The sequence below is a fragment of the Grimontia sp. SpTr1 genome (genome assembly GCF_947387585.1).
Classification (GTDB): domain Bacteria; phylum Pseudomonadota; class Gammaproteobacteria; order Enterobacterales; family Vibrionaceae; genus Enterovibrio; species Enterovibrio indicus.
Window position 1 is genome coordinate 34,219 of sequence record NZ_CANDOD010000018.1, and the last position, 25,889, is coordinate 60,107.

Consider the following 25,889-nt stretch of genomic DNA (forward strand, 5'->3'; position numbering starts at 1 on the left):
TATTAACAATTCATTCACTAATCATTTTCATTTTGATGGGAATGAAAAGCAACAAGAACAATAACGTTGGTTGGCTTTTTACAATAAGAACAGGAGAGTTCAGATGAGTGTCGTGCCTATCACGAGTGAGGGGTTAGATGCCGCCGAGGTATCTTGGTTTGCGCCGCTTTGTAGCGACGATTATCGCTATTTGGGTGTGCCTGATGGTGCGTTGCGAAGCAGTTGGGAAAACACCCGAGATATCGTTTTGACTGCCGAGAAGCAGGGCTTTCGCAACATTCTCTGCCCGTCTTCGTATCAGGTTGGGCAAGACACACTGACGTTTGCCTCCGCGATGGGCCCGCTTACTGAGCGTATCAATTTGCTGGCAGCAATTCGTTGTGGAGAAGTACACCCCGCCATGTTAGCGCGCTCAGTCGCGACGCTTGATCACATCATGAAAGGGCGTTTGACGCTGAATGTCATCTCCTCTGATTTCCCTGGCGAGAAAGCGGATAGCGCTTACCGCTACCGCCGTTCAAAAGAAGTGGTCGATATTCTTCGTCAAGCCTGGACGCAAGATGAAATCCGTTACGACGGAGAAATCTACAAACTCGACACACTTTCTGCCGATCCTGTTCGTCCCTATCAGCAAAACGGCGGCCCACTTCTTTACTTCGGTGGCTATTCTCCAGATGCCCTTGAACTGTGTGGTTCAGACTGCGACGTGTACCTGATGTGGCCAGAAACCGAAGACATGCTGGAATCACGCATGAAAGCGGTTAATGAAGTGGCGCAACGTCATGGACGCACACTCGACTATGGCCTTCGTGTTCACATGATTGTTCGAGATACTGAAGCCGAAGCCCGTGAATATGCTGAGTCTCTGGTATCAAAGCTCGACGACGATTTTGGTCAATCGATTCGCGAGCGCGCGTTGGACTCGAAAAGTCTTGGCGTAGCGTTTCAGTCTAAACAGCGTGAGCAGGCAGACCAGTTTGGTTTTACAGAACCAAACCTTTGGACCGGTGTTGGCCGCGCCCGTTCTGGCTGCGGTGCAGCATTGGTAGGTAGTGTCGATCAGGTGCTGACCAAGATAGAACGCTATAAGAAAATGGGTATCCGGGCCTTTATCTTCTCTGGCTACCCACACCAATCTGAATGTGAAATTGTCGGACAGAAAATTCTACCTGAGCTGAAGACCTGCTCAATGCCTGAAGAATACGGCCGTGTTCCGGCAACCACCCCTTTGACTCCACTTGGCGCAGGAGAGCGCAAATAATGAAATACACAGAACTGCATCCGTCACTGTCTGCATTCAGCCGTCTGGTTTATGGCGTTTGGCGTTTGTCGGATGATGAGAACACCTCAGAGGCGCATGTTCGCGCGAAAGTCGATGCGTGTCTGGAGCAAGGGATCACCACCTTTGATCACGCTGACATCTATGGTGACTACTCCTGTGAAGAGGTGTTTGGTCAAGTGCTCGAAGCGACTCCTTCACTGCGTGACCAGATTCAGTTGGTGTCGAAATGCGACATCATGCTGCTGTCAGAAAAATACCCGAACCGTCGTGTTAAATACTACGACACCTCAGAAGCGCATATTCGTCAGTCAGTTACCAACTCTTTGCAAAACCTGAAAACTGACCACCTAGACTTACTGCTGATACACCGCCCGGATCCGTTTATGGATCATAGTGAAACAGGGAATGCGCTGGATTCACTGATAGATGAAGGCTTGGTGAAAGCGGTTGGCGTGTCGAACTTTAAATCGTGGGATTGGGAGTTGCTGCAATCTGGTATGCGTCATCCATTAGTGACCAACCAGATTGAAATGAGCCTGATGACCCGGGAGTCCTTTACCGACGGTACAGTGGCATTCATGCAAAAAGGCGGCATAAAGCCGATGGCATGGTCGCCATTGGCTGGCGGCGAATTATTTGGCAACAGCGAGGCGGCGCAGCGCGTGAAACCTTTGTTGCATCGTGAGGCCGAGAAGTTCGATGTCGGTATTGATGCCGTGGCGATTGCTTGGCTACTCGCTCACCCTGTAGGCATTTTGCCTGTGTTGGGTACCAACAATCTTGAACGTATTCGTGGCATAAGCGACGCGCTGAAAGTCTCGATAGATAGAGAGACCTGGTTTGAACTTTGGACGGCTGCAGCAGGGGAGGAAGTCGCATGAGTCGCGAACTGAGAAACGCACTTTCCTGCTTTGCTACCGGCGTGACAGTGATTACAGCGCGCCATGAAGGGCAGGATTATGGATTGACGTGCTCGTCTTTCAACTCTGTTTCTTTGGAGCCGGCGATTGTGCTTTGGAGCATCAACCGCACATCGTCAACCAAACAACCGATTCTGGAGTCTGGTGGCTACACAGTGAGCGTGCTGGCGGTGGAACACTCTGAGCTTGCAATGAAGTTCTGCCGTGGCAGCCATGAAGAGCGCTTCAGTGGGGTTGAAATCCAGCGGGCACCGAGTGGCCGCGCCATCATTGAAGGTGCTGTAGCCTGGTTTGACTGCGACTTAAACGGCGTCGTCAGTGCGGGTGATCATGACATCCTGCTTGGCAAAGTGACCGACTTTCACTCGCAGCAGGGTGATGGATTGGTGTTTGAACGCAGCCGCTTCGGCAAGGTAGGAGAAGTCGCTTAATGGCAGTGGTGAAGTCAGTCATTTCGGTGCTGGAAACCGTCAATAACACATTGGATCGCATTGGCGCATCCGTAGCTTGGGTGCTGGTGGCCTTGATGGTGTCCAGCATTCTACTGCAGGTGGTGTGTCGCTATGTGTTCAATGCTGCATTGCCTTGGCCGGAAGAAGTCGCCCGGGCATTGATGATTTGGATGATGGCATTGGTTGCAGGGCAGGCGTATCGAAAGGGCATGTTTGTCTCTATCGATATGATTTTCAATTATCTGTCGCCAAAGGTGGCACAGGTGATTCGCATTCTGCTGCTGGTGATTGCCTTTGCTGTTCTGATCCAACTGTTCTCCATCGCACTGGAATTCTTTGACCGCGGCTTTCGAACCCGTGCAGCATCTTTTCCGCTGAAACGGGCGTGGATCTATCTCGCGATGCCGGTGTGCTTTGGCACCATGTTGCTCGCTAATTTAGAAATGTTCCTGAAAGCGCTTACTCATAAAGAAGAGGGTGCCATCGCTGCGCAAGCTGGAGAAAGCTGAGTAGTCAGGCGTTGGTAATCATAAGGATGTGGCTGTAAATGTTGATCTTCTTTCTACCTCTGTTTTTGGTTTTTCTTCTCGTCGGCATGCCGGTGTTTTTCGCGCTGCTCGCCGCTCCGGGCTTCATGCTTTATGCAGAAGGCATGGACAGGGATATTCCCTTGCTATTCCGTAATATCTACAACGGAATCGACTCTTTCCCGCTGATGGCCATTCCATTCTTCATGCTCGCGGGTGAGGTGATGAACCGAAGCGGTATAACCCTGAGTCTGGTGAATTTCTCGCAGTCACTTATTGGTCATGTACGCGGTGGTCTGGCGCATGTGAATGTGATGTCGAGCATGCTGTTTGCGGGGCTTTCCGGTTCTGCCGTGGCGGATACCTCTGCTATTGGTTCGATGATGATCCCTGCGATGGAGAAGAACGGGTACTCGCGTAAGTTCGCGGCAGCCATTACCGCGGCTTCTTCGGTGATTGGCCCAATCATTCCACCTTCCGGCATCATGATTATTTACGCCTACACCATGGAAATTTCCGTGGCAGCACTGTTTGCTGCGGGAGTGGTTCCGGGTGTGATGATTGGTGGTGGCTTGATGCTGTTGATCGCGTTGCTGGCGAAAAGCCAGAACCTGCCAATTGCCAGTGAAAAAGCGACATGGCGTGAACGCGGAACAGCCACCAGAAAGGCATTCTGGCCATTGCTGACACCCGTGATCATTTTGGGCGGCATCTTGGGTGGAATCTTTACACCGACCGAAGCTTCTGCCGTTGCGGTGCTTTATACCTTGGTCGTCGGTATGTTCGTGCTTCGTACTGTGAAGCTGAAAGACATCCCGGACATTTTTACCGCAAGTGCCAAGTCGTCTGCTGTGATTCTGCTTTTGGTTGGCGCGGCACTCGCGTTCAAAACCGTGGTATCGCTTTCCCATGCGGCAGAATCCATGGCGCATTGGACGCTGAGTATCAGTGAGAACCCGCTGATCTTATTGTTCCTTATTAACATTTTGCTTTTTATTGTTGGCATGTTCCTCGATGCAGGTCCGGCCATCATTATTCTGGGGCCAATTCTGGCGCCAGTTTTTGTCAGTCTGGGCATAGACCCAGTGCATTTCGCCATCATCATGAGTGTGAACCTCACGGTGGGCTTGGCGACGCCTCCAATGGGACTGGTATTGTTTGTGGCTTCAAGCGTATCCGGCGAGAAAGTCGAAACGTTGTCCCGTGCGATTCTGCCGTTCCTGGCAGTGGAAGTGGTAGTGATCTTCCTGATTACGTTTTTCCCGTCTCTTTCTATGACCATTCCGCAATGGTTGGGTCTGGCATGATTCAGGATTTTTAAAGCAACCGAGAACGTAAGTTCTCACCTTATGTGGAACAGCCTTTGGGCTGGCAATCACGGAAGTGAAAAGGTGAAGTATGAAAATAACGGTAAATAAAATGCGTTCAGCATTGAAGGGAAGTGCATTGGCGTTGTTGGCTGGATTAATGACCACCACAGCATTGTCAGTGCCTGCCATGGCGGCGGACTTCAACCTTCGCGCAGTGGCTAACTCCAACGAAAATGACGAAGACTATGATGGTCTGATCGTCTTTAAAGACTTCGTTGAATCTCACTCGAACGGCAAAATCAAAGTTGATCTCTATATCGGTACCCAGCTTTGCGGTAACGGTACCGAGTGTATTCAGGCGGTAGAAGACGGTTCAGTCGATATCTACATTTCTACCTCTGGCGGTGCGGCGAACATGTTCCCGTACATTCAGGTTCTCGACCTTCCGTATGTCCTGCCAGATGACCGCACTGCAGAAGCTGTGCTGCAAGGCGATTTCGTGCGTGAACTGCGTAAAGCAATCCTTGCGGACACAGACGACAAACTGCGTTTGATGGCGATTGGTAACACTGGCGGCTGGCGTAACTTTGCCAATACCAAACGCACGGTGAAACAGCCAAGTGATTTGGAAGGCCTGAAGATCCGCACCGTGGTTGCTGATTTGCCGCAGGAACTGGTGAAAGCACTGGGTGCAAGCCCAACGCCAATCCCATGGCCTGAGCTTTACACTTCATTCCAGACGGGTGTGGTTGAAGGCTCGAAAAACGGTATCACCGATATCATGGGCATGAAGTTCCCAGAGGCAGGTTTGAAATACGTGACTTTAGACGGCCATGCCTACATGTCAGCGCTTTGGTATATGAACAACGAAGCTTTCCTAGATATGCCACCAGAGCTACGTAAAGTGGTTGTCGATGGTTTCCGTGCACTGCAACAGGCAACGTTTGCTTCTCCGAAGCGTAAATCGATTGCTGCTTACGATGCCTTCAAGAAAGCCGGCGGTAAGCTTTACGTGCCTACTCCGGAAGAAAAAGCCAAGTTCCAGGAATCCGCAGCGCCGGTTTATATCTGGTTCCAAGAGAACGTGAAAGACGGCAAGAAGTGGTTTGATTTGCTCAAATCAGAATCCGAAAAAGCGCAACAACAGATAGCCGCAGCGGATAAAGCAGACCTCTCTTAACGGTTTGTAAGGGAATAAAAAATCAGCCTCTCGGGGCTGATTTTTCTTTTTACTCAGTTTGGCTATTTCAACAAGGGATCAATCGCCGCCTGCCAGTCTTCCAAGCTGGAATGGTGGTCGACCGGAACCAAGCCCGCATTGTTAATAAACACCGTGGGTGTAGCCCAGACTGATCGTGTCGCCGCATAGCGAATTGGTGTTCTGCCTTGCACGTAAACATCGCTGCTGTCCATTCGCTCGATGAAAGCTTCACGGTCAACTTTGCCATGTTCCACGGCATAATCAGCAACCAAGTTTCTCAAGTCTTCATGGGTCTTATGGAGAAACTGGCCGTTGTAGAACGTATCCTGCCGCTCATACAGGAAGGTGGCGAAGCGATAAAACTTCTCTGAATCACCCTCTGCCAAAGCAAATAACCCCAAACTCATGTCCCACGCCTGACGGTGGTTACTTAGTGTAATGAGGTGAGTTTTCAGGCTCACGGACTGCCCTTTGTAATGTTCCATTACCGCCATTAGGTTCGGCCAGATAGCGCGTGAATGCGGGCATTGAATGTCGACGAAAACATCGATGGTAACGGATGCGGCTGGGTCACCAAGTAGAACACCACTTGGGCGGTGGGGAATGGGTATGCTCATAACGTCCTTGTCCTTAGCTCGTTGTTATTGTGTTGAGCTAAGTGTAGCTAACGGATTCGGGTCGTCTCTAGACCCTAATTGAGTCACTAATGCGACTTTGAATCAGTACGTTATGCAATAAAAGTCTGTCTGAAACGGATGATACCTTTAGGCGTAAATTCGATAACTCTTGAGTCCGGTAATTGTTGCGCCCAACCTTGGCTCAGCAAATGTTCCAATATCCATTTTCCTAGGCTTCCCGCTATGTGCGTTCGCCTTTCACTCCAATCCAGGCAGGCTTTACAAACAGGACGCTTTTGTCTTTCAAGCGCTTCGATGTCAGCACCCAAGTCAATAAAGAATGCTTTCCCTTTTTCCGTCAGCTTGGCTTCAATTAACGCATCTTCAATCAAACCTTGCGCCACTAGAGAATCATAGAGTTGAACCGCAACTTCACCCGCTAGGTGGTCATAACATACACGTGAATGACGAAGTGATGCATCGCTAGGTCCAGTCGGAATGGGTTTGATGGTAGCGGTTACGTTCATGAGTTGTTCGAGTAATTCTGCGATTTCATAACCTGCAAGTTGGAAGTATCGATGTCTGCCTTGTTTACGCACTACCAGCAAACCACCTTCGACCAACTTTGCTAAGTGGCTACTGGCGGTTTGCGCGGAAATATCGGCTTCCAACGCCAGTTCAGTTGCGGTCAACGCTTTACCGCCGAGCAGTGCAATGAGCATTTTTGATCGGGCGCTATCGGCAACAAGCGCGGTGGTTTGAGTGATGTCCGGTTCCATAACGCATACGGGTTGTGTGTTTTGCTGTAAGGGTAGCAGTCCGGACGGAGTATTACTTCGATGGCGGTCGAAGCATAGGGTGATTTCAACGCTTAAGCTGTTATCCAACGCTCAACATGGATAAGGAAGTGGCGCCATGATCACTTGTTTCATTGAATACCGTATCGACCCGTTCAAACAAAGTCAGTTTGAAAAATATGCCAAGAACTGGGGAAAGATTATTCCTGAGTGTGGAGGCGATTTACTGGGCTATTTCATGCCCCATGAAGGTACTAACGATGTGGCCTATGGCCTGATTTCGTTTCCAGATTTAGCGTCGTATGAAAGCTACCGCGAGCGGCTTAAATCGGATGAGGCTGGGAAGCGGAATTTTCTGTTCGCCAACAAAGAGCAGTTTATTGCTGCTGAAAAACGTTCATTCCTAAGGGTGTTGGATGCAACCTACAAGCAAGAAGCGAGGGTAGCAAAATGATCGCCGTTATCTTTGAAGTGGAGCACCATGCGGAGCACAAAAGTACGTATCTTGATTTGGCTGCCGTGCTTCGTAACGAACTGATGGAGGCGGAAGGGTTTATCTCGGTCGAGCGCTTTCAGAGTCTGACTAATGAGGAGCGTATGTTGTCGCTGTCTTTCTGGGAAAGTGAAGAGGCGATCGCTCATTGGAGGAGTAACCTTCGTCATCAACTGGCGCAGCAAAAAGGAAAAGAGAGCTTGTTTAAAAACTATCGTATTCGCGTTGCAAACGTGGTGAGAAATTACGGGCTGGATGCCCAGCAAGGAGAAGAACGATGAGAGTGGTTGCGATTTTTACTGATACCCCAGAAATGCTCGAACACCGTAAACAGCACGGTCAGGCACACTTCGATTTTTTGCGTGCTAACCAATCAGAGATTTTAGTTGGGGGCGGGCTAAGAGATGAAGACGGGGGCGCGTATGTGGGTGGTCTCTGGGTTATGGAAGTGGAAAGCCTGGCTCGCGCAAAGGCGATTATCGAACAAGACCCTTATTACGTGCCTGAGCTGCGGAGCTATGAATTGAAAGTTTGGGGTAAAGCGTTTGATGAAGACGTAATTATATGAAATGTAGAAATTATTCTATTTCATGATCAAAAGTATAATTTGAGATAACTGTCTAAATGCACAGTGTTTCGATGTGATAAGGTTCGTGCAGATTTTCGTTTCAAAGCCCAAGGAAGACCATGAGAGACGTTGTTTTAAAGAACCTGCGCGAACGTTTTCAATCATTAAATGAGATTGTCGATACCTTAAACCCAGCGTTGTTTACCACCCATTTGAAAGTACCGAAGAATAAGTCTGTTGGTGAACATATGTGGTGCATCGTCGGTGCACGGGAGAGCTATACGAAATCGTTGTTGAAAGGTGAATGGGCAGGCTTTGAATGTTCACTGGCATCGACCGAACGTCGTGGCGATGTGATCGAGAAACTGAAATCTTCCGAAGTCGCGTTCGATGAAGTGGTAAATACCATTAGCCATTGGACGCCAGAGCGCGACGAGTTATTGGTTTATTTGCTTGAACACGAAGCAACCCATGAAGCGCAATTGATTCGCCACATCTTCGCTCTCGAGCAAACATTGCCTGAATCAGTTAAGTGGGCTTAAACAATCCGCGAGTGCAAGAGAAAGGGAGAGCCTAAGCTCTCCCTTTCTCTTATCTTTCTCCGATTATGGATGACTCAGCTAGACTGAATCGTCTTCTGTGGCGGTCTCCACTTTAATCTTGAAATAATGTTTACGATCAGTGGTATCTGGAAAGCTGACGGCGTCGTCATCGGTATTCAGCAGCGGTATTTCCACGTAGAACTTCTTCGCGCCAGCTGCATTTTTCCACAAACGTATTCTGGCAGGCATGACTAACAGAGACGTTGGCAATTTCGGTGCTGGCGTTCCTGATGTCTTCTTGATTTCGTCGACCAGATAGTTCGCCGAAACCGACAACAGGTTCATGTCGATATCATCAAAATCTTCGCTCAGAAACGGTATGTCGGTAGAGATAGTGAAGACTTTTCCAGGTTCGATAGACACCCCCTTGAAGTTGTGTACGTGCGTGCCGAAGTACAAAGTGTCCAACTTATGCTGACCCGCAATACCAATCGAATCCGCCGAAAGGGCAACATCTTTCCCGGCGCCGGGGAGTTTCTTGTCTTTGGCAGAAAACACCACTTTCCAACCATGAGGGAGGTGGTTCTTCGGTGGTGAAATTTCGTAGATCCAAGGTCTGAACAGCACGGTTCTGGTCGCTGAAAACAACCCCTGTAATTCCACTGCACCGCCTTTCTGCGCTTGCAGATCACCAGCCGCCCGCTCATGTTCGTCATAAGGGGTGATATGTAGGTGAGCGATAGAGGGGGGACGAACGTTGACTAAAGAACCCAAATCATCCGACCTTGGATGCGTATAGTGGTTGCCACTCAGTCCACTATAGATATTGCTGTCTGGATTATTAGACCTTGGCGTCTCCCAAAATAAGCGCGCTTTACAATAAGTCACCCGGCGTGAATCTGTCGGTGTACTGGTGATCACCAGTTCATTCTGTCTCGCGTCAGCAGTGAATACGATAAGGCTGGTCCAACGCAGAGGGTTGCGATCCGCTCGGTCACCATACTGGGTTGTATTGAAGGGGTCGTAATTGTTGCTGTCGAAATGGTGTTCGGCGCTGCCGGTTTGCATCGAGTTGGAAGAAGCCCCCATATATAACGCTCCGCCTTTGTTGCCGTAGCAGTCAAAGTTACCGAGATCGTTCGAAGAGGCAATGTAGGTCCATTTACGGTGAACCTCCAGCTGACCATCCGGGGTTGGCCAGCGGTTTTCATCAGTCGGGTTTCTGCTGCCAAGAGTAGGGTCTGACATATAGATGCCCCAACCGTCATTGTTGACCGCGGCACAGCCGATGAAACTGTTGTGCATGTAGTCTTCATAACCACCGGGGAAATACCACCCGTCGAGCCCATTTTCACGCGCCATCAGGTTGACATGGGTGTTGTACGCGCCATCAATACCGACAAACCCGTTCCAAGGCATAGCATCAACGACGATGTTCATAAACTCGTTGTAAGAAGCGCGGGCGGTGGTGGAATAGTTGCCGGGTAGATACGGAGTCATCTGAGAAAGCAGGGTGTAGTGGGGTTCCAAATTGTAGAAAGAGACTTCAACGGTTTTGGTGTTAGAGGGCAGCCCACCCGGCACCACCACGGTGGTGGTTGTGTCCAAGCGTTTAATTGGCTTGTGATACACCCGCGTTTCGCCTTCTTCACGCGGTTTGCTGGTGGTTTGTTTGTCAGAGGCTTTGATCCCAACGTATTTTCCATCGAGCTTTTTGCCGATGTTCGCAATGCGGACAATCTCTTTGCCGTTCGCATCGTAAGCGCGCACCCATCGAACGAGGGGAACATCAATGGTGTCGTCCAGCAGTACTTCCTTTGAATCCGTGTAGGTGCCGCGTGCAGGAACGATGATTTCGGTATCTCCTTCGCCGTTATTTAGCGTGAAATCGGTGATTCCTTCCCACACCTGAGGCAACCCAAATCGTTTTTGTGGCAGGCGGTTGGGTTGACCTGCCCAATATTTGGGGGAGTTGGGTTGAGAGCTGGCAGCGACACTCGGTTGAGGGGGCGTATGTCCTATCATAATGCCATTGCCGCCATCGCCAGGGTCTTTTAGACAGCCGCTTACGGCAAAGTCAAAGATACGGCTGGAGCCGCACTGGGTGTAGATCCCATCGTTATTTGATCCGCCAATAGGACACAGCGCCGTAGGGTGGGTGGTGACATCCCGCAGTGCACCGGAGAGCGCTTTTCGCCTGACATAACTGCCTTGCCCGCGAAAGGTGCCGGAGCCTGTGGGGATTAGCAGGTTACCGACGATGGGGAAGTAGCCTTTTCCCATCACCACATGAAAGTCATACCTTTCATCTGAAGGAGGGACGAGATTCCCGTTGATATCTCTGAGCCTCATTGCCATTTCAAGCTTCACCTGATTGCGCTGCGCCATGGCGATGACGCCTTCTCGGTCTCTTTGCCAGCGCGCTTTCGCTGCTTGAGGCGTCAGACCAACAGATTCAAGCTCAATGGTCAGTTCACCGGTTTCCAGCAGGCTTATCAGCCAGTTGTAGAGAAAGCGGAGTAAACGTGTGAAGGCGTCTGTCGTCATGCGGACAGGCGTAGCGAAGAAGCTCCATGCTCTGGGGAAGCGTTGACGTAAATTGCACATAATTGGCAGCTCTTATTCATCCATTGTTTGTGCAACTTTACGATATGCTTGGTCGTTAAAATGTCCAATAATGGCGACATTTTTGGTATGTAAATACTTGCTATTACTATTGGCTAATGATGGCGGGTTATTGCTGGAACTGTAAAAAATGCCGGCAACTCGCCGGCAAAAAAACACTCAGGAAAGAGACAAAAACCTAGGGGCTGTTGACCTTTGGTGGTTAAATTTTGTTCTATCTATAAGCGTTTTAGGCGCGGCGAGGTGTGTGCCGCCTAGTTATTCTAAGTAAATACACCTCAACAAAGCATAAAACGCTTAGAGTACGGGACGCGCAGTCGAACCCTTCGGGCAGCGTTTGTGGGGAATTTCTGCTGCGTTATCGGCTTCTCATGTAGGCCAGCTACACATCGACGCCTCTGCCTTGCATAAAATCCCCACAAACTGCTGCAAAAATCATCACCAAAGATCAACAGCCCCTAGAGGTAATGGGCATATTTCCCAGACGAATTACCATCGCCGCTAAGTGCTTTACCTTCAGTTAGTTGGATTTCTTTGGTTGTGGATATGGGTGGCGATGGCATCCATTAAAGGTGGGGAGAGACAATCATAGGGCTCTAACCCCAGCGTTTTGAGTTGATCACGAATCGCCTCCATTTGATTCGGCGGCGTACCAGATTCGATGATTGATGACACAAATGCCGCAAATTCCGGTGCTGACCATCCCTCATCGCTCGACAATTCTGTGTGAACAAAATCGAGGCCGTAGAATGGATGATTGGTATCTTCAATTCGTCCATACATGTGCACACCGCAATCGCGGCACGCGTGGCGTTGAATCGCAGCACTTTCATCTATGATGGAGAGTTTATCGGCGTTCTGTTCCACCGAAACATGGTCTTTGGGCACCACAGCGACCTGGGAGAAGGTCGCTCCTTCTGGTTTCCAGCACTTAGAACAGCCGCAGACATGATTGTGAGCAGTTTGGGCAGAAACGCTGACCACGACAGGGTCGTTGTTGCAGTTACATGTTAAGGAACCGCCAGAGAAGCCAGCGACCTCGTTTGTTCGCACGCCTTTGTCGACGGCGGGATGAATCGAAATTGTCATAGGAAACACCTTAGCAATAGCATCCTTGATTACCTTCCACATGGTTAAACCTCCATGCTCTATTGCTTTCCACATGGGTCAGCCCATGGAAAAACCTTGGGGACGTATGACCGCCAAACCTTGAGGTCTAATGTCCTCAAAGAAGTGGCTGTTTATAACCAAACAACCTGAAGACAAGCATCTTCAGGTTGTTTGGGTATAAGCCTAGTGGGGCGGGATTGTGTTGAGTACGGCTGGAATGGCAAAAGACTGTTGTGGAAGGTGATATAGGGCTTATCAGTGAACATAAAACAAAAAAAAGCGCCATCAAAGATGGCGCGAAAACGCTTGTGCGTTAATGGATTAGTTGATATCAAATCGGTCGTTATTCATCACTTTTGTCCAAGCGAGAACAAAGTCATCAATAAACTTTTGCTGAGCGTCATTAGAGGCGTAAACCTCGGCAATGGAGCGCAATTCGGCATTTGAGCCAAAGATGAGATCGACAGGTGTCGCCGTCCATTTTTGGTCTCCCGTTGCACGGTCATAACCCACATAGACGCCTTCTTCCGTTTCAGAAGGCCTCCACGTATTCGACATATCCAGCAGATTCACAAAGAAGGCATTATTCAAAGTGCCGGGTTTATCAGTAAATACGCCGTTGGTCGAACCGTCGCTGTTGGCATTCATGGCACGCATACCACCAACCAGTGCTGTCATTTCAGGTACGGTCAGTGTCAACAGGTCTGCTCGTTCAACCAGCATTTCCGCCGGAGAACGGTAGTTGCGAGAAGCATCGTAGTAGTTTCGGAACGCATCGGCCGTGGGTTCAAGCACCGCAAACGATTCGACATCAGTCATTTCCTGACTGGCGTCTGTTCGCCCTGGATTGAACGAAACAGAGACATCGAAACCGCCGTCTTTGGCTGCTTTCTCAATGGCTGCGTTGCCACCAAGGACAATCACATCTGCCAGAGACACTTGGGTATCACCTGCGTCTTTGTTAAATGCTTTCTGAACCTTGGTTAGTGCTTTCAGCGTTTTCTGTAGTTCTTTAGGATTGTTTACCGCCCAGTCGATCTGAGGTTGAAGGGCCACGCGAGCACCGTTTGCACCGCCACGCATGTCGGTGCCACGATAACTGGCAGCTGAGGCCCAAGCGGCTCTTACCAATTCAGGGACAGTGAGCCCTGTCTCCCAAATGGCGGCCTTGATGTCCTGAGCTTGTTGGTCAGTGATCAACGGGTGGTCAACAGCGGGAACCGGGTCTTGCCACACCAGAATCTCTTCTGGAATTTCAGCGCCGATATAGCGTGCTCGAGGGCCAAGGTCACGGTGGTTTAGCTTGAACCAGGCTTTTGCGAAGGCCAGTTCAAAATCCTCCGGATTTTGGCGGAAACGCTCTGCAATCGCACGGAACTGAGGATCTTCTTTGAGTGCCAGATCAGTGGTGAACATGATGGGGGCATGGCGCTTGGTTGGATCGTGCGCATCAGGCACAAGAAGTTTGGCGCTTTCGCTGTCAGGAACCCATTGCTTCGCGCCTGCAGGGCTTTCAGTAAGTACCCAATTGAAATTAAACAGGTTATCCAGGAAGTTGGTGGTCCATTGTGTTGGGGTGACAGTCCATGCGCCTTCCAGTCCGCTGGTAATGGTGTCTTTACCGTTACCATCGCCACACTTGTTTTTCCAACCAAAGCCTTGGTCTTCGACAGGTGCGGCAGCTGGTGCATCGCCTAAGCACTCTTCTGGTTTGTGCGCACCATGTGCCTTACCGAAAGTGTGACCGCCAGCTATCAGCGCCACGATTTCTTCATCGTTCATCGCCATACGGCCGAATGAATGACGGATATCTTTGGCTGCCGCAAGTGGATCCGGGTTACCGCCCGGGCCTTCCGGGTTAACGTAAATCAGACCCATTTGAACCGCGGCGAGTCCTTCTTTCAGATTGCCGTTTTCGTCGCGGCGTTCATCCGCCAGCATTTCTTCTTCGGGGCCCCAATAAACCAGATCCGGTTCCCAGTCATCTTCACGTCCACCAGCGAATCCGAAGGTTTTAAAACCCATTGACTCAAGGGCTACATTGCCGGTGAGTGCCATCAAATCAGCCCAGGAAAGTGCCGCACCGTACTTTTGCTTCACCGGCCAAAGCAGGCGACGAGCTTTGTCGAGATTGCCGTTATCTGGCCAACTGTTGAGTGGGTCGAAGCGTTGTTGACCACCGCCTGCACCGCCGCGTCCGTCATGAACACGATAAGTTCCTGCTGCGTGCCACGCCATACGAATGAAGAAAGGCCCGTAGTGTCCATAATCTGCCGGCCACCAAGGCTGAGACGTCGTTAAGACCTCTGAAATATCCTTCTTAACTTGATTGAGGTCGAGCTGCGCGAATGCAGATGCATAGTCAAAGCTTTCGCCATAAGGATTGGATTCCAGACCATGATCTCTCAACGGAGCGAGATTGAGCTGATCAGGCCACCAAAACTGGTTAGATTTTGGCTCGCCTTGGGCCATAACAGGGGAAGAGAGTAAAGCTCCAGATAATGCAATGGAGAGTAGCGTACGTTTAAACATAATTGCCTCCTTTGAGTCGTGCCAACTGCTTTTTCTTTTTTGTTAAATACTCATTAACCTTTGGTGTTAATGAGTGTTTCGTTTGGTAAGTTCATCAGAAATTTTGAATAATACTAATTTTTAGAAATACATGTTTTTGTTGTTTGTGAATTGATTCCTTAATCGGTTTTGATCGTTTCCATTAGCTTTTTCTTAAATTTTTAGACAGGTAAGCACAAAGAAATTCCTGCAATATGCGCGTTACGATGAATGGCTAACATGCTGTGAATGCGAGGAAAGTTATAGCTTCCTTAAACGACTATAATTATCCGTTAATTGTTTTTGTCCAAATGTTCGTCACGCTTGGATTATAGGAATAGAAACCACAATCGATAAAAGGGAAATAATCGATGGCTATGATTGGTAAAAGCGAATAGGGAGTTCTATTGAATTTAGTATGGTTTAATAAGTGACTAATAAATAATGGGATGCGTGAATTGCGAGAGATAATAAATTGAAAGTCCTTTGTTGTATTCTAATGATAAATTAATTCTTTTCTCATCTTTAACTTCTGTATTTCATAATTTTATGCATTTAATTGCTTAGTGGTAAATATAAGAATATTGGAAAATAGATGATTACAGAGTGTATTCATAAACTTGCGTATTGAAAGGCCCGGTGCAAAGAATAGGCGCAGTGGGGGCGGTTTCATCTGTGTATTTTAGGGATACCGCAGGAAACCTGATTGAGGTTTCGAGCTATCTCTAAACTTCTTATGTTGATCTCTGCGGGATTATGTGGACAGGGTAAACTCCTTGTTTCTCTCGATAAAACAAGGAAGTAGTGTGCAGGATCTCTCTGAATTCTGGTCTGGAGAAGACTACGACCAACAATATGCCCATCTCTATGAAGATGACATTGCTCTCATTGAACAGGTGATAGAGGAGAAGCAAGCAAAGAGCCTGCTTGATATCTGCTGCGGAACCGGAATCGTGACCATTCCATTGGCAGAAAAACTCGAACACGTGGTGGGTGTCGATCTTTCTCCTGATATGCTGAAGCGCGCCGAACAGAAAGTCAGTCCAACGCTTTCTGTCAGGTTTATAGAACATAATGCAGTCACTTTTTCGCTGCAGTCACGATTTGATGTCGTGATTATGACGGGCAACGCCTTTCAAGCCTTTGCAAACGATATGGACTTTGCAAGATTACTGTCGAACATCGCAGCACACTTAAACCCTGAAGGGGTATTTATCTTTGATACCCGCCTGCCGACGCCTCAAAATCTATCTTTGGACGATGATTTTAAAGCTTGCCCCAGCTACCTTGATGTGAAAGGTGAACAAGTCCAATGTTTTAGGCGTGCGGCAAGATATGATAAAGAAAACAAAGTATTGTATTCACTGTCCCGACGCATCTATGCCGATGGTAGTGTCAAAGAAACAAGCATTGACCTGAAATATCGTTCAATAGAAACCATTGAAGGATGTCTCACCGAGGCAGGTTTTATTGTCGACAAGCGCTATGCTGACTGGCGAAGATCTAAATGGTCAGAGAACTCGAACTCGCTGATCTGTGTTGCTAAGAAGGTCAACAGACCCTAAGAAGAGGTAAATACCTATGTTTACGCGTCAAATCTCTGATGACCTCTCTATAGCGTTAGTTCAGCCCTCTTTTGCTAAAAACTTCTACGAAATCGTGTGCCGAGAGCGAGAGTATTTATCCCAATGGTTGGCCTGGCCTCCTCACGCCAATGGAGAGGCATTCTTTGAGAGCTTCGTAAAGCGCTCGCTTCACGACTATGCGGAAGGTAAATCTCTGACCTGCGCCATGGTCTATCGCGGTGAGGTTGTGGGCAATATCAGTTTCAACTCCATTAACCATGAGCTAAAGAAAGTCGAGATCGGTTATTGGCTGAGTGAAGCTTTTCAGGGAAAAGGCATTGCTTCGCGCTGTGTTCAGGCACTGATAGATATCGCTTTCCAAGAGTTGGAATTGGAAAAAATCCAAATCGCGGCGGCAACGGAGAATCTGCCAAGTCGAAAACTGGCTGAACGCCTTGGCTTTGTGCTTGAAGGGATCATCACCCGTAACGAAAATCTCAACGGTCGTGTGGTGGACCACGCGATCTATGGACTTAGTGTCAGCAGGCCCTAACAGAAAAGGAGAATAATCTTGGCGATCATCTACTTCATTCTTGCCGTTCTTGGGGCACTGTTGCCCTATGCCGCTTTTGGAGTTTGGCTGGTGGAGAATGGCCTAAATGTTTCTCAGCTTCTTGCAGATGTGATGGCAAACCCTATCAGCATAATGGCTTGGTTGGATGTCGTTATCGCGGCTGTGGCGCTTATTGTTTTCATCGTGGTCGATGGCAAGGATAACAACGTAAGACTTCGCGGTTGGGCGATTGCAGGTACGTTGACGATCGGCGTGGCTTTTGGGCTGCCTTTCTATCTATTCCTCAAAGAAAGCGACCAAAAATGATTCAAAACAGTCTGTAGCACTTGAAAATCCCTTGGCGAGACACAAGGTTGTCTTGATCGAGACGCTAACGCTTAGGGATAACAGCTGATATGGATTACCTGATTGCAGTAACACTTTTCGCGATTTCTGCCTCTGCTACACCAGGCCCAAACAATCTTCTTTTAATGTCCTCCGGTGCTAATTTTGGCGTAAAGAAAAGCCTGCCGCTGATGTGTGGGATTTGCTTTGGTTTCGCGCTGATGCTGTTTCTGGTAGGCGTCGGATTTGGGCAAATTTTCCAGCAGTTTCCTGAGCTTCACTTCATCATTAAATGTGTTGGTACGGCTTATCTTCTCTATCTTGCGTTCTTGATTGCCCGCTCTGGCGAGGTAGCGGAAAGTGGCACGGAAGCCAAACCACTGACGTTCATGAAAGGCGCACTGTTCCAATGGGTGAACGCCAAAGCTTGGGTGGTTGCAACGGGAGCGATTGCCGCTTTCACTACTTTAGGCGCTGGGTATTACAGCCAAAATTTGACTATTGCCGCGACCTTCTTTGTGGTGTCATTTCCCAGCGTAGGGATTTGGTTATTGTTCGGGTCGGCATTGAAACGGGTTCTGTCATCTCCAGCCCGTCGTAAAGCATTTAATTACTTTATGGCGGCGTTATTGGTATTGTCCGTCGTCCCCGTGATTTTGGAAATTTTCAAAGCGATATGAAGACAATAACGCACCGTTTGGCAACCATCGAAGACTATGAGTTTCTGCTGGAAGTAAAAAAGCAGGCAGAAGGGGAAGTGGTTGAAGCGGTATTTGGTTGGGACGACGATGTGCAACGGCGTATTCATCAAGAAGAATGGGAAGACGCGACGCCTCAGGTGATTGAGCTTGATGGTGAGCGTATCGGTAGCTTCTTACTTCAAAAATACGACGATCATTATTACTTCCGCCGTTTTTTCGTCTGGCCTGAATATCAGGGCAAAGGTATTGGCTCCTCTATCCTGTACGCATGTTTGGATAAAGCCGACAGCGAAGGCTTGCCCGTCAAACTCAGCTATCTGCAAGGAAACCGGGTTTCTGCGCTGTATCAACGTTTTGGCTTTAAGTACGTGAATGAAGATGAGCACTTTGTTTATATGGAAAGAAGGGCCAAATCATAAGGAATCATGGATGAAAAGCTTGGAAGAATGGTTTGAGGAGTACGGCGAAAGCCACCAGAACCCAACCAATCAGAAAATTCACAAAGTAGCCGTGCCGGGCATTTTCTTTTCTGTCGCGGGGCTGCTTTGGCTGATCCCCTCATTTTCCGTTTTTGGAGCGGCGATTGCCCCATACTTTATTGTGCTGGTGTTGGTATTGCTCTTCTACCTTACGCTTTCTTTTAAAGCCTTTGTGGTGATGGCGATATTCTCCGCGTTTTGCACTATGGTGCTGGTAGAATTGGATAGCGCTGGATTTGATATCTTCCTGATTTCTGCTGTGATGTTTGTGTTGCTATGGATTTTGCAGTTCGTCGGGCACCATATCGAAGGCAAAAAGCCCTCTTTCTTTAAAGATGTGCAGTTCCTTTTGATTGGCCCAGCGTGGGTATTTCACTTCTTTTTACCACTGACGCCGCACAGTGAGACATAAAAAAAGCCAACCGAAAGGTTGGCTTTTCTCTTAAATTCCTAGGCTTAGTTAGGCAGGAACATCGGCGCGTAACAGGTATCGGTTTCTGCCGTTACTCGTGTCATCGCATCAATACGCATTGGCACCAAACCAGCATGTGATTGACTACCAAAGTTCTGGTCATTAGTGGTCGAATCCAGAACCCAAAGATTGGTACTGTTCTGATGACCCGTCACGTTGTTGTTCATCGCCGCAACCAAGATTTCACCGTTCTGATCAAGCGTAGCTGCTGTGATTTCATCAACATGGTGGAAGAACTTCACGGTTGCTGAAGCATCTTCAGTGCTCACGTTAAACACGCGGGTGTTAGTCACGAAAAGAAGTTCGCCATCTTTGAAGATCAAATCACCCCAGTTCGCATAACCACCAAGACGAATATTCAAATCCAGATTACCAATGATTGTTTGTTCACCAGTGGTAGTGTTGATGGTAAACAGTCTGCGGATATCCGAACCGTAAAGTGTTCCCGTTTCTGGGTCAAATGTCATTCGCCAAATCTGGAAATTCGTTGAAGCAACCACGTGGTGGGTTTGCGAGGCGACATCAAAATAAGCTAGTTGATACGGCTTATGCGTTTTGTGCAGGAATGGGAGATCAGAAATCTCCTGTTCTGTAAATTCGCCGTTATCAACACCATCAATGTAGTACTCATCAGGTGTTGGTGTGCTTGCGTAATAAATGCGGTTATTTGCTGCATCGTAAGCCATCGCGGAAGCACTGAATAGCGCGCGAGAATTAATCTCAGCGAGATTAACGGCTTCCGTGTGGAATTGTTGGCGCGTAATGCTGCGAGCAAGACCTTCGTGAACGTTAACAAGCACACCTACATCACCTCGGCCTGCGTTCATGGTGTAGAGGTTACCATCACACTCTGCTGATGCAGCTGACATGCTAAAAGTGCTGGCTGCTAATACGAGTGATGATAGCAGTGTCTTTTTCATTTCCCGGCTCCTATGTCCTTTAGGTTTTTACAATTAGATTTTTATTCTTGGAACAGACTGACATGCGACAACTGCAGTCAAAACTTCTGGATAGCGAGTTGTAAAAATGTCTAGGAACGCACCCTACCATCGAATATTACCTTTTACTGTTGTAAATCAATGAATAGGTTTGTTACTCGCCGCACTGAAACATGATTCTTATTTAGAGGACGTAATGTTGTGAAATTAAACACTAAATTATTTACAGCTAATGTTTGTTCACGATACATCTTTCTCCTATGAGAGGGAGGCCGCCGAAGGACTTTTTGAAATACCGTGAATAGAAAAACGGCTCCTTCAGGAGCCGTTTTCAGTTGGGCATGTTCGAGGCAGATTATGCGCCGATAACACCGCCGTCTTTTCGGGTAATCCGCATCACGGTTGAGCGTGGAACAGAGTCACCGCCATCAGGGAAGTGAGAGGGTGCCAGATCTTCACCTGGGTGCTGGATGCCTACAAACATGGTTTTGTAGTCAGGTGAGAACGCTAGACCTGTGATTTCACAAGCGATAGGACCTGTCAGGAATCGACGGATTTCGCCAGTTTTGGTGTCTGCACACAACATCTGGTTGTTACCCATGCCAGCGAAGTTGCCTTCGTTAGAGTACTTACCGTCAGTCTGGATCCACAAACGGCCAGCGCCATCAAAACCAATGCCATCTGGGCTGTTGAACATGTTGTCTTTGTTGATGTTTGGCGTACCTGCCATCAAGCCTTCCTGAACTTCTGGGTTGCCTGCCATCACAAAGATATCCCATTTGAAATCAGTCGCCGTGTGGTCACCACCTTGTGGTTCCCAGCGAATGATGTGGCCATACGGATTTTTCTCACGAGGGTTAGCCACGTTCAAAGGCTGGTTCTCACGAACACCACGGTATTTGTTGTTGGTCAGGGTGCAGAACACATGCTTGTTGTCTGGGTGAACAGCAACCCACTCAGGACGGTCCATGGTGGTTGCGCCAACTTGCGTTGCTGCTTCTCGGGCGAAAATCATCACTTCGGCTTGGCTCTTGAAGCCGTTTTCTGGTGTCAGGCCATTCTTACCAAAGGTCAGTTCAACCCATTCACCTTTACCCTTCAGTTCGCCCTCTTTACCGTCGAACTTCGCGACGTAGAGTGTGCCTTCTTCCAGCAGATCACGGTTTGAAGCGTGAGTGCCCGGTTTGTACTTGTTCTTTGAAACGAACTTGTAGAGGTGTTCGCCACGCTCGTCATCACCGAGGTAAACCACAACGTGACCGTCTTTGTTGATAGTCAGTGCAGCGTTTTCGTGTTTGAAACGACCCAGTGCAGAGCGTTTTTTCGGCTTAGAGTTTGGATCCATTGGGTCGATTTCGACGACCCAACCAAAACGGTGTGGTTCGTTTGGTGTTTTTGCTACGTCGAAACGCTCGTCATGTTTCCACCAGTCGTAGCCCCAATCTTTGTCTTTCACGCCATAGCGCTTATAGGTTGGGCCCAGATCCACTTCTTCAGAAGCCGCGAAGTAACCGTTGAAGTTCTCTTCACATGCCAGATAAGTGCCCCAAGGCGTTTGGCCGTTTGCACAGTTGTTGTAAGTACCCAGAATGGTTTCACCTCCTTCTGGGTCTGCTGCGGTTTTCAGCAAGTCGTTACCGCGTGCAGGCCCCGTCATTTCCATTGGGGTGTATGCGGTTACCTTACGGTTTAAGCGACCTTCAACATTTGGCATCCATTTCCCGTCTTTCTTCACCAGTTCGATGATAGAAACACCGTGTGCCGCCTGAGATTTACGCACATCATCGGCAGAGATATTTTTGCCCTGATGGGTGTAAAGGTACTCGTTGTTGGTGTATTCGTTGTTCGCAACCAATACCGCGCGGTCGTCCGACAGCGGGAAGAAGGTCATGCCGTCGGTGTTATCACCGTACTGCATTTCCTGTGCTTTTGAATCGTTAGACTGGCTGAATTTTGGAGAGTTAGGGAACAGAGCATCACCCCATGAGATCATTGTTTCAGCGATATAGCCGTCTGGAACAACAACCGTATCAGCAGTAGAAGCAGGAATGGCTTCAAAGCCCATCAGCTTGCTCTTGTCCATTGAACCAGCAACTGCTTTTGCAACCGGGCTTGCCGCGAAGAAAGCCACAGAGCCTGCTGCACCGGCTGCGCGAAGGAAATTACGACGATTCATCGCCGCATCGATAAAACGGTTGAACTCTGGCTCGCTGTCCAGTTGGCGTTGGTCAATATGTTTGCTCACGATGACTTCCTTTCCAGATGATTTTAATAATTAATCGTGTGATTTTCCCAAACGCAAGTTTTGTATGCGTTTGGCTATCTACCGGAACCGAATTCTGGAATTCGATTGTTAAAAGTTCGTGAACTCTCAATGAAATGTAAATGTCAGTATCGAGAACCATGCACTGATAAATAAGATTTGGGCATTTTTATATGAGTCTGATTTCACTTATTTTTAGTGCAAGTGTGAATTCTTGCGCAAATCACAGTCGGCGATACGGCAGAATTGATCAGACACAAAGTCCCTTTCTTTGAAGTTCGGCATCTTTAGCCTGACGAAAAGAAGAGGAAAAAACGATGCTGAGAATCTTGGGAACGCTGGGTGCCGTCCTGTTATCAACCCATGTGATGGCAATCGAAGGAGAAGGTGATCCTGTTGCAGGAAAACAAAAGGCTTATACCTGTCAGTTCTGCCACGGTGAAACGGGTTATACGCCAAAGAAAGACTATCCACACATCAACGGCCAGAATGCGCTTTATCTATACAATGTGATGAAGTCTTATCAGGCAGGGGAACGTACTGGCGCAATGGGTAATATGATGCGTCAGCAAATGTCGATACTGAGCGATCAGGATATAAAAGACATTGCCGCTTACTATGCCAGTCAGGAGCGTGGAAAGCCTAATTGATAACATAAATTATTGTAATTGATTAATATTCCATCTTTCTTTCTTGGGTGGCTAAGTCATATTTAGTGGGGTTCATAGCCACTATTTTGGGGCCTTCTTAAGTGGGTAAAAAAGGCTCCTCCAAAATTCCTCCAAAACTTTCCCTCCAAAATAAGAGCGCATGGCGTTAGTACTGTCATTACCAGTGCCCTTTTTTCTAAAAGAATGACAGGGTCACTTCTTACTGATTCTGGGCAAAGTGATATAGGTGTATTCACGGCCTCTGGCGTCGTTGTATTTGTCCGTCATGGCCTGACGTTTGTGACCCAGAAGCTTTTGGGTATCGAATCCTAAGGTTGAATACGTTCTTTCTGCCAGAGAACGAAGTTCGTGAAAGCTAGGGGGTGTACCTGCCGTCCAGCACAAACCACTCTTATCGCGGATACGGCTGAAGCTTTTGCTTATGGCTAAGGGGCTCACTTGTCCTCCAATTTTACCGCTTTGGCGAGAGGTATAGTGAATGAGATATTGGCTGACGGTGCCTGTTCGCCGACATCGACTAATAATGTCTCCAAGCGTCAAACCGATGAGGGGGTTTTCGAGCTCTAACGGAAATGCCAGTTTGGTTTTTCCCCTAGACTTGGAGAGGGTGACATGAAGATAACCTTTTTTGACGTCTGAAAACCTGAGGTTACAAACGTCTTGGCGCCGAAGTCCTGTGGTAAGTGCGAGGTGAATAGCATTGAGCATGTACCCGCTTTTTGAGCGTGAAGCCGCCGCTTCTATAGCAGGCCAGTCTTCCTTGGTAAGCCGCTGTCTTGTGACGCGAAGCCTTGGGGCACGAGTGGCAAGTGCAGGGTTATACCCTGGGTCGACTTCTCCAGCATGTTGGGCCTCTTTGTATATGTCGATACAGGTCAGCCTGAGGTGAGATGCCATGTTCGCTTTCCCTTGAGCTTTATATTCCTCGAGTAGTTCAGCTATCGCTTTTGTATCGATGTCCTTAAGGCCGACTTGCCCCAATCGCTTGGTGAGCAGGTGGGTGAAGTATTGCCGTTGGCGAACGGTAGTGTTGGCAAGTTCGCCTGCCTGCTGTCGTTCTTTTTGGTAGGCCAGATACTTTTCACTCCATTTGGCCAAGGTGATACCCCGTCTTTTTACCTTGGTTTTGTTGTCATCAAGAAGATATTGATAGTGCTCCAGGAGCTGTTGGCTGATTTTCTCGTTGAGCTCTTTTGCAACAGCGATGGCTCGTTTTCTATCGGTGCCCAGCCCGTGAAAGCGGCCCGTTCTGGCATCCCGGTACTGGTAGTAGACTTTGCCGGAGCGCTTATCGAGCTTTTCATATAAGTTCTGGATGGTGAGGTTATGAGAGCGAGGTCTAGCGGCCATGGTGCAAAATCCTTTCTACCAATGGGTCTGACGAATGGCTGGCCACCTCGCCAAGCCCAATAAACCGCGCGTCCTGCCTGACCATCCATCGACCGCCCACTTTTAGCGGAGGCGGATCGATTTGGCGTGTTTTGGCCCAGCGTGACATGGTCGCCGCGGAGTAATGTTCACCAGGGAATACGGCGGCTGCCCAATCAGACAGCCGGATAAAGTGATAATTGCTCATTCGAACCTCCGAAGACGTTCAATCCATTAGAAAGGGGGCGTGATATCACGCCAGTCAGTCTCAATCGGTGCCGCGGGTTGGGCTTGCGCGGGGGCTGTTTCGGTCTTGGCGCTGTCGGTGAACTCCACGTTCAAGATTTTCGCCTTCAGCGACGCGGCGGTGGTGCCATCGCCTTTTTGGTAGGTATCGACGGCCACGTCCTCGGCATGGATGAGCAGCTGCTTACCCTTGGTGAGGTGGGGCGCCAGTTTCACCGCCCGGTCACCCCAAAGTTGGCCATTGAGCCATTGGGTTTCCTTGTTCGCGCCATAGCCAATGGAATAGGCGAGGGAGAGACTAGCCACGTTGTGGCCGTTGGGCGTGGTCCTTAGGACCGCGTCTGCCCCTAATCGACATAATACGGTCAGCATCTTATTCCTCCTTCTCGGCATCAACGACGTGCTCTGGCTGTTCATCGGCTGCGCGTAAGCTGGCCAATTTGTCTTTGTACGCGCTGCGGGCGGTTTTTAATGCGGCTGGCGGGAGTGTCTTGGCGGTGTCTTCCACTTCCGCCAGTTCCGTTTCGGTTTGCGCGTCTTGGATTTTTTCCAACACCCTGTCCAGCGTCTCTGTCGCTGCGTCGGCCTCGGGAGCCGGAGCCAGTTTGGACAGCAACGACGCGGCTTTACTCTGCCTTTGCGGTGCCGCGTTAATGGCTTTTTCGGTCGGCATGTCGAGTTCATCAGGGGTGTACACGCCGAGAATGACATCCGGGCAATACAGCCTTGACCAGCGCTTGACCGCAAGATAGGCAATTTGCTGACGTGGGTCGGATTTCCAGTTCGGGGAGTTTCGCACCGTGATAGGCTTGAGCAGAATTTCCAGCTGACGGGGCTCGGTTTCCCCTTTCAATGTGGCCCAGACGCGCACGCCCAGTCCGTCTTCATCTTTCTTCTGGAGCCCGGCATGGATGTACTTGTCCCAGTCGCCAAACCATTCGTAATGTAACCGGTCTTTGGTGGGCGCCATGGTATTGATAACGGCATTGACCAGCTGGGCTTCGTATCCGAGGGTCCCATTCACAAGGTGCGTTTTCTGTGCCACGGCATGGGGATTCATGCGCCATTGCATGGCCTGAAGGGTCACCGCCAAACAATCACCGACGCTACCCCGCAGGTGGGCAGGGACCGTGGTTTTCCCTTGCGCCATGAGCTCTGCAAAGCGTTCCAGGCGTCCCATGATGTCAGGGTTAAACATCATGGTCGCGACGTCGTAGTGGGGCATGTCCATATCAACGATGGCCAAAGCTTGCGTGTCCTGGGTGGCCAGTTCTGTGGTTGTCATCGTGTTCTC

General features: G+C 49.0%; 28 protein-coding genes and 1 pseudogene. 18 read left to right on the forward strand and 11 right to left on the reverse strand.

Annotated elements, in window-relative coordinates:
• Positions 1-103 precede the first annotated feature (103 nt).
• The 6 genes from QL223_RS20825 (at position 104) to dctP (ending at position 5,671) form a co-directional block, all read left to right on the forward strand.
• Positions 104-1,261 carry an LLM class flavin-dependent oxidoreductase gene (locus QL223_RS20825; RefSeq protein ID WP_281545840.1) on the forward strand — a complete coding sequence of 386 codons (1,158 nt, stop codon included), beginning with the start codon at positions 104-106 and terminating at the stop codon, positions 1,259-1,261.
• Complete coding sequence (locus QL223_RS20830; RefSeq protein WP_281545841.1) at positions 1,261-2,163, forward strand: aldo/keto reductase; 903 nt, start codon at positions 1,261-1,263, stop codon at positions 2,161-2,163. The genes QL223_RS20825 and QL223_RS20830 overlap by 1 nt, the downstream gene beginning before the upstream one ends.
• On the forward strand, positions 2,160-2,633 hold the full coding sequence (locus QL223_RS20835) for a flavin reductase family protein (RefSeq protein WP_281545842.1): 474 nt from the start codon (positions 2,160-2,162) through the stop codon (positions 2,631-2,633). Before QL223_RS20830 ends, QL223_RS20835 begins: the two co-directional genes overlap by 4 nt.
• A complete protein-coding gene (locus QL223_RS20840) occupies positions 2,633-3,163 on the forward strand; it encodes a TRAP transporter small permease (protein ID WP_281545843.1) in 531 nt (176 codons plus the stop codon). Before QL223_RS20835 ends, QL223_RS20840 begins: the two co-directional genes overlap by 1 nt.
• A 38-nt stretch (positions 3,164-3,201) precedes the next feature.
• Positions 3,202-4,488, forward strand: a complete 1,287-nt coding sequence (locus QL223_RS20845; protein WP_002540010.1) for a TRAP transporter large permease — start codon at positions 3,202-3,204, stop codon at positions 4,486-4,488.
• Between the two features lie 91 nt (positions 4,489-4,579).
• Positions 4,580-5,671: a TRAP transporter substrate-binding protein DctP gene (gene dctP / locus QL223_RS20850; RefSeq protein WP_281545844.1), complete on the forward strand. Its 1,092-nt coding sequence runs from the start codon at positions 4,580-4,582 to the stop codon at positions 5,669-5,671.
• A 62-nt stretch (positions 5,672-5,733) separates the two neighbouring features.
• Here the strand turns inward: dctP and QL223_RS20855 are convergent, their stop codons facing one another.
• A complete protein-coding gene (locus tag QL223_RS20855; protein ID WP_281545845.1) occupies positions 5,734-6,309 on the reverse strand; it encodes a thioredoxin domain-containing protein in 576 nt (191 codons plus the stop codon).
• Between the two features lie 110 nt (positions 6,310-6,419).
• On the reverse strand, positions 6,420-7,088 hold the full coding sequence (locus tag QL223_RS20860; RefSeq protein WP_281545846.1) for a winged helix-turn-helix domain-containing protein: 669 nt from the start codon (positions 7,086-7,088) through the stop codon (positions 6,420-6,422).
• A gap of 136 nt (positions 7,089-7,224) precedes the next feature.
• On the opposite strand from QL223_RS20860, the gene QL223_RS20865 reads away from it, so the two are divergent.
• The 4 genes from QL223_RS20865 to QL223_RS20880 all read left to right on the forward strand — a co-directional run bounded on the left by QL223_RS20865 (position 7,225) and on the right by QL223_RS20880 (position 8,709).
• Entirely contained in the window at positions 7,225-7,560 is a 336-nt protein-coding gene (locus tag QL223_RS20865) for an NIPSNAP family protein (protein WP_281545847.1), read from the forward strand.
• The gene (locus tag QL223_RS20870) at positions 7,557-7,880 is read left to right on the forward strand and encodes an antibiotic biosynthesis monooxygenase (protein ID WP_281545848.1); all 324 of its coding nucleotides are present in this window, start codon (positions 7,557-7,559) and stop codon (positions 7,878-7,880) included. The genes QL223_RS20865 and QL223_RS20870 overlap by 4 nt, the downstream gene beginning before the upstream one ends.
• Positions 7,877-8,167 carry a YciI family protein gene (locus QL223_RS20875; RefSeq protein ID WP_281545849.1) on the forward strand — a complete coding sequence of 97 codons (291 nt, stop codon included), beginning with the start codon at positions 7,877-7,879 and terminating at the stop codon, positions 8,165-8,167. Before QL223_RS20870 ends, QL223_RS20875 begins: the two co-directional genes overlap by 4 nt.
• A 119-nt stretch (positions 8,168-8,286) precedes the next feature.
• The gene (locus tag QL223_RS20880; protein ID WP_281545850.1) at positions 8,287-8,709 is read left to right on the forward strand and encodes a hypothetical protein; all 423 of its coding nucleotides are present in this window, start codon (positions 8,287-8,289) and stop codon (positions 8,707-8,709) included.
• A 78-nt stretch (positions 8,710-8,787) separates the two neighbouring features.
• On the opposite strand, the gene QL223_RS20885 is transcribed toward QL223_RS20880, so the two are convergent.
• From QL223_RS20885 to katG, 3 genes are all read right to left on the reverse strand, one after another.
• Entirely contained in the window at positions 8,788-11,316 is a 2,529-nt protein-coding gene (locus QL223_RS20885) for a hypothetical protein (protein ID WP_281545851.1), read from the reverse strand.
• A 534-nt stretch (positions 11,317-11,850) separates the two neighbouring features.
• On the reverse strand, positions 11,851-12,465 hold the full coding sequence (gfa, locus tag QL223_RS20890) for an S-(hydroxymethyl)glutathione synthase (protein WP_281545852.1): 615 nt from the start codon (positions 12,463-12,465) through the stop codon (positions 11,851-11,853).
• Positions 12,466-12,765: 300 nt separating this feature from the next.
• Positions 12,766-14,976 (reverse strand): catalase/peroxidase HPI, encoded by a 2,211-nt coding sequence (gene katG, locus QL223_RS20895; RefSeq protein ID WP_281545853.1) that lies wholly within the window; start codon positions 14,974-14,976, stop codon positions 12,766-12,768.
• A 642-nt stretch (positions 14,977-15,618) separates the two neighbouring features.
• Here katG and QL223_RS20900 point away from each other — a divergent pair.
• The 7 genes and pseudogenes from QL223_RS20900 to QL223_RS20930 all read left to right on the forward strand — a co-directional run.
• Positions 15,619-15,723 (forward strand): annotated as a pseudogene (locus tag QL223_RS20900) (VOC family protein); the annotation flags it as partial.
• A 77-nt stretch (positions 15,724-15,800) separates the two neighbouring features.
• Entirely contained in the window at positions 15,801-16,559 is a 759-nt protein-coding gene (locus tag QL223_RS20905) for a class I SAM-dependent methyltransferase (protein ID WP_281545854.1), read from the forward strand.
• Positions 16,560-16,575: 16 nt separating this feature from the next.
• Complete coding sequence (locus tag QL223_RS20910; protein ID WP_281545855.1) at positions 16,576-17,112, forward strand: GNAT family protein; 537 nt, start codon at positions 16,576-16,578, stop codon at positions 17,110-17,112.
• An 18-nt stretch (positions 17,113-17,130) separates the two neighbouring features.
• Positions 17,131-17,439, forward strand: a complete 309-nt coding sequence (locus QL223_RS20915) for a DUF2834 domain-containing protein (RefSeq protein WP_002540024.1) — start codon at positions 17,131-17,133, stop codon at positions 17,437-17,439.
• A gap of 89 nt (positions 17,440-17,528) precedes the next feature.
• Entirely contained in the window at positions 17,529-18,137 is a 609-nt protein-coding gene (locus QL223_RS20920; protein WP_281545856.1) for a LysE family translocator, read from the forward strand.
• Complete coding sequence (locus QL223_RS20925; protein WP_281545857.1) at positions 18,134-18,577, forward strand: GNAT family N-acetyltransferase; 444 nt, start codon at positions 18,134-18,136, stop codon at positions 18,575-18,577. The genes QL223_RS20920 and QL223_RS20925 overlap by 4 nt, the downstream gene beginning before the upstream one ends.
• Before the next feature lie 10 nt (positions 18,578-18,587).
• Positions 18,588-19,049 (forward strand): Mpo1-like protein, encoded by a 462-nt coding sequence (locus tag QL223_RS20930; RefSeq protein WP_281545858.1) that lies wholly within the window; start codon positions 18,588-18,590, stop codon positions 19,047-19,049.
• 44 nt (positions 19,050-19,093) lie between these two features.
• Here QL223_RS20930 and QL223_RS20935 read toward each other — a convergent pair whose 3' ends face one another.
• Both QL223_RS20935 and QL223_RS20940 read right to left on the reverse strand, forming a co-directional pair.
• On the reverse strand, positions 19,094-20,029 hold the full coding sequence (locus QL223_RS20935) for a hypothetical protein (protein ID WP_281545859.1): 936 nt from the start codon (positions 20,027-20,029) through the stop codon (positions 19,094-19,096).
• A 373-nt stretch (positions 20,030-20,402) separates the two neighbouring features.
• Complete coding sequence (locus QL223_RS20940; protein WP_192815516.1) at positions 20,403-22,223, reverse strand: PhoX family phosphatase; 1,821 nt, start codon at positions 22,221-22,223, stop codon at positions 20,403-20,405.
• 404 nt (positions 22,224-22,627) lie between these two features.
• On the opposite strand from QL223_RS20940, the gene QL223_RS20945 reads away from it, so the two are divergent.
• The gene (locus tag QL223_RS20945) at positions 22,628-22,960 is read left to right on the forward strand and encodes a cytochrome c (protein WP_281545860.1); all 333 of its coding nucleotides are present in this window, start codon (positions 22,628-22,630) and stop codon (positions 22,958-22,960) included.
• Between the two features lie 213 nt (positions 22,961-23,173).
• On the opposite strand, the gene QL223_RS20950 is transcribed toward QL223_RS20945, so the two are convergent.
• From QL223_RS20950 to QL223_RS20965, 4 genes are read right to left on the reverse strand one after another with little or no spacing between them, the layout of a single operon-like run.
• The gene (locus QL223_RS20950; RefSeq protein ID WP_281545861.1) at positions 23,174-24,331 is read right to left on the reverse strand and encodes a phage integrase Arm DNA-binding domain-containing protein; all 1,158 of its coding nucleotides are present in this window, start codon (positions 24,329-24,331) and stop codon (positions 23,174-23,176) included.
• The gene (locus QL223_RS20955) at positions 24,321-24,557 is read right to left on the reverse strand and encodes an excisionase (RefSeq protein ID WP_002542500.1); all 237 of its coding nucleotides are present in this window, start codon (positions 24,555-24,557) and stop codon (positions 24,321-24,323) included. Before QL223_RS20955 ends, QL223_RS20950 begins: the two co-directional genes overlap by 11 nt.
• Before the next feature lie 26 nt (positions 24,558-24,583).
• Positions 24,584-24,967, reverse strand: a complete 384-nt coding sequence (locus QL223_RS20960; protein ID WP_281545862.1) for a single-stranded DNA-binding protein — start codon at positions 24,965-24,967, stop codon at positions 24,584-24,586.
• Between the two features lies 1 nt (position 24,968).
• Positions 24,969-25,880: a RecT family recombinase gene (locus QL223_RS20965; RefSeq protein ID WP_281545863.1), complete on the reverse strand. Its 912-nt coding sequence runs from the start codon at positions 25,878-25,880 to the stop codon at positions 24,969-24,971.
• Between the last annotated feature and the right edge of the window lie 9 nt (positions 25,881-25,889).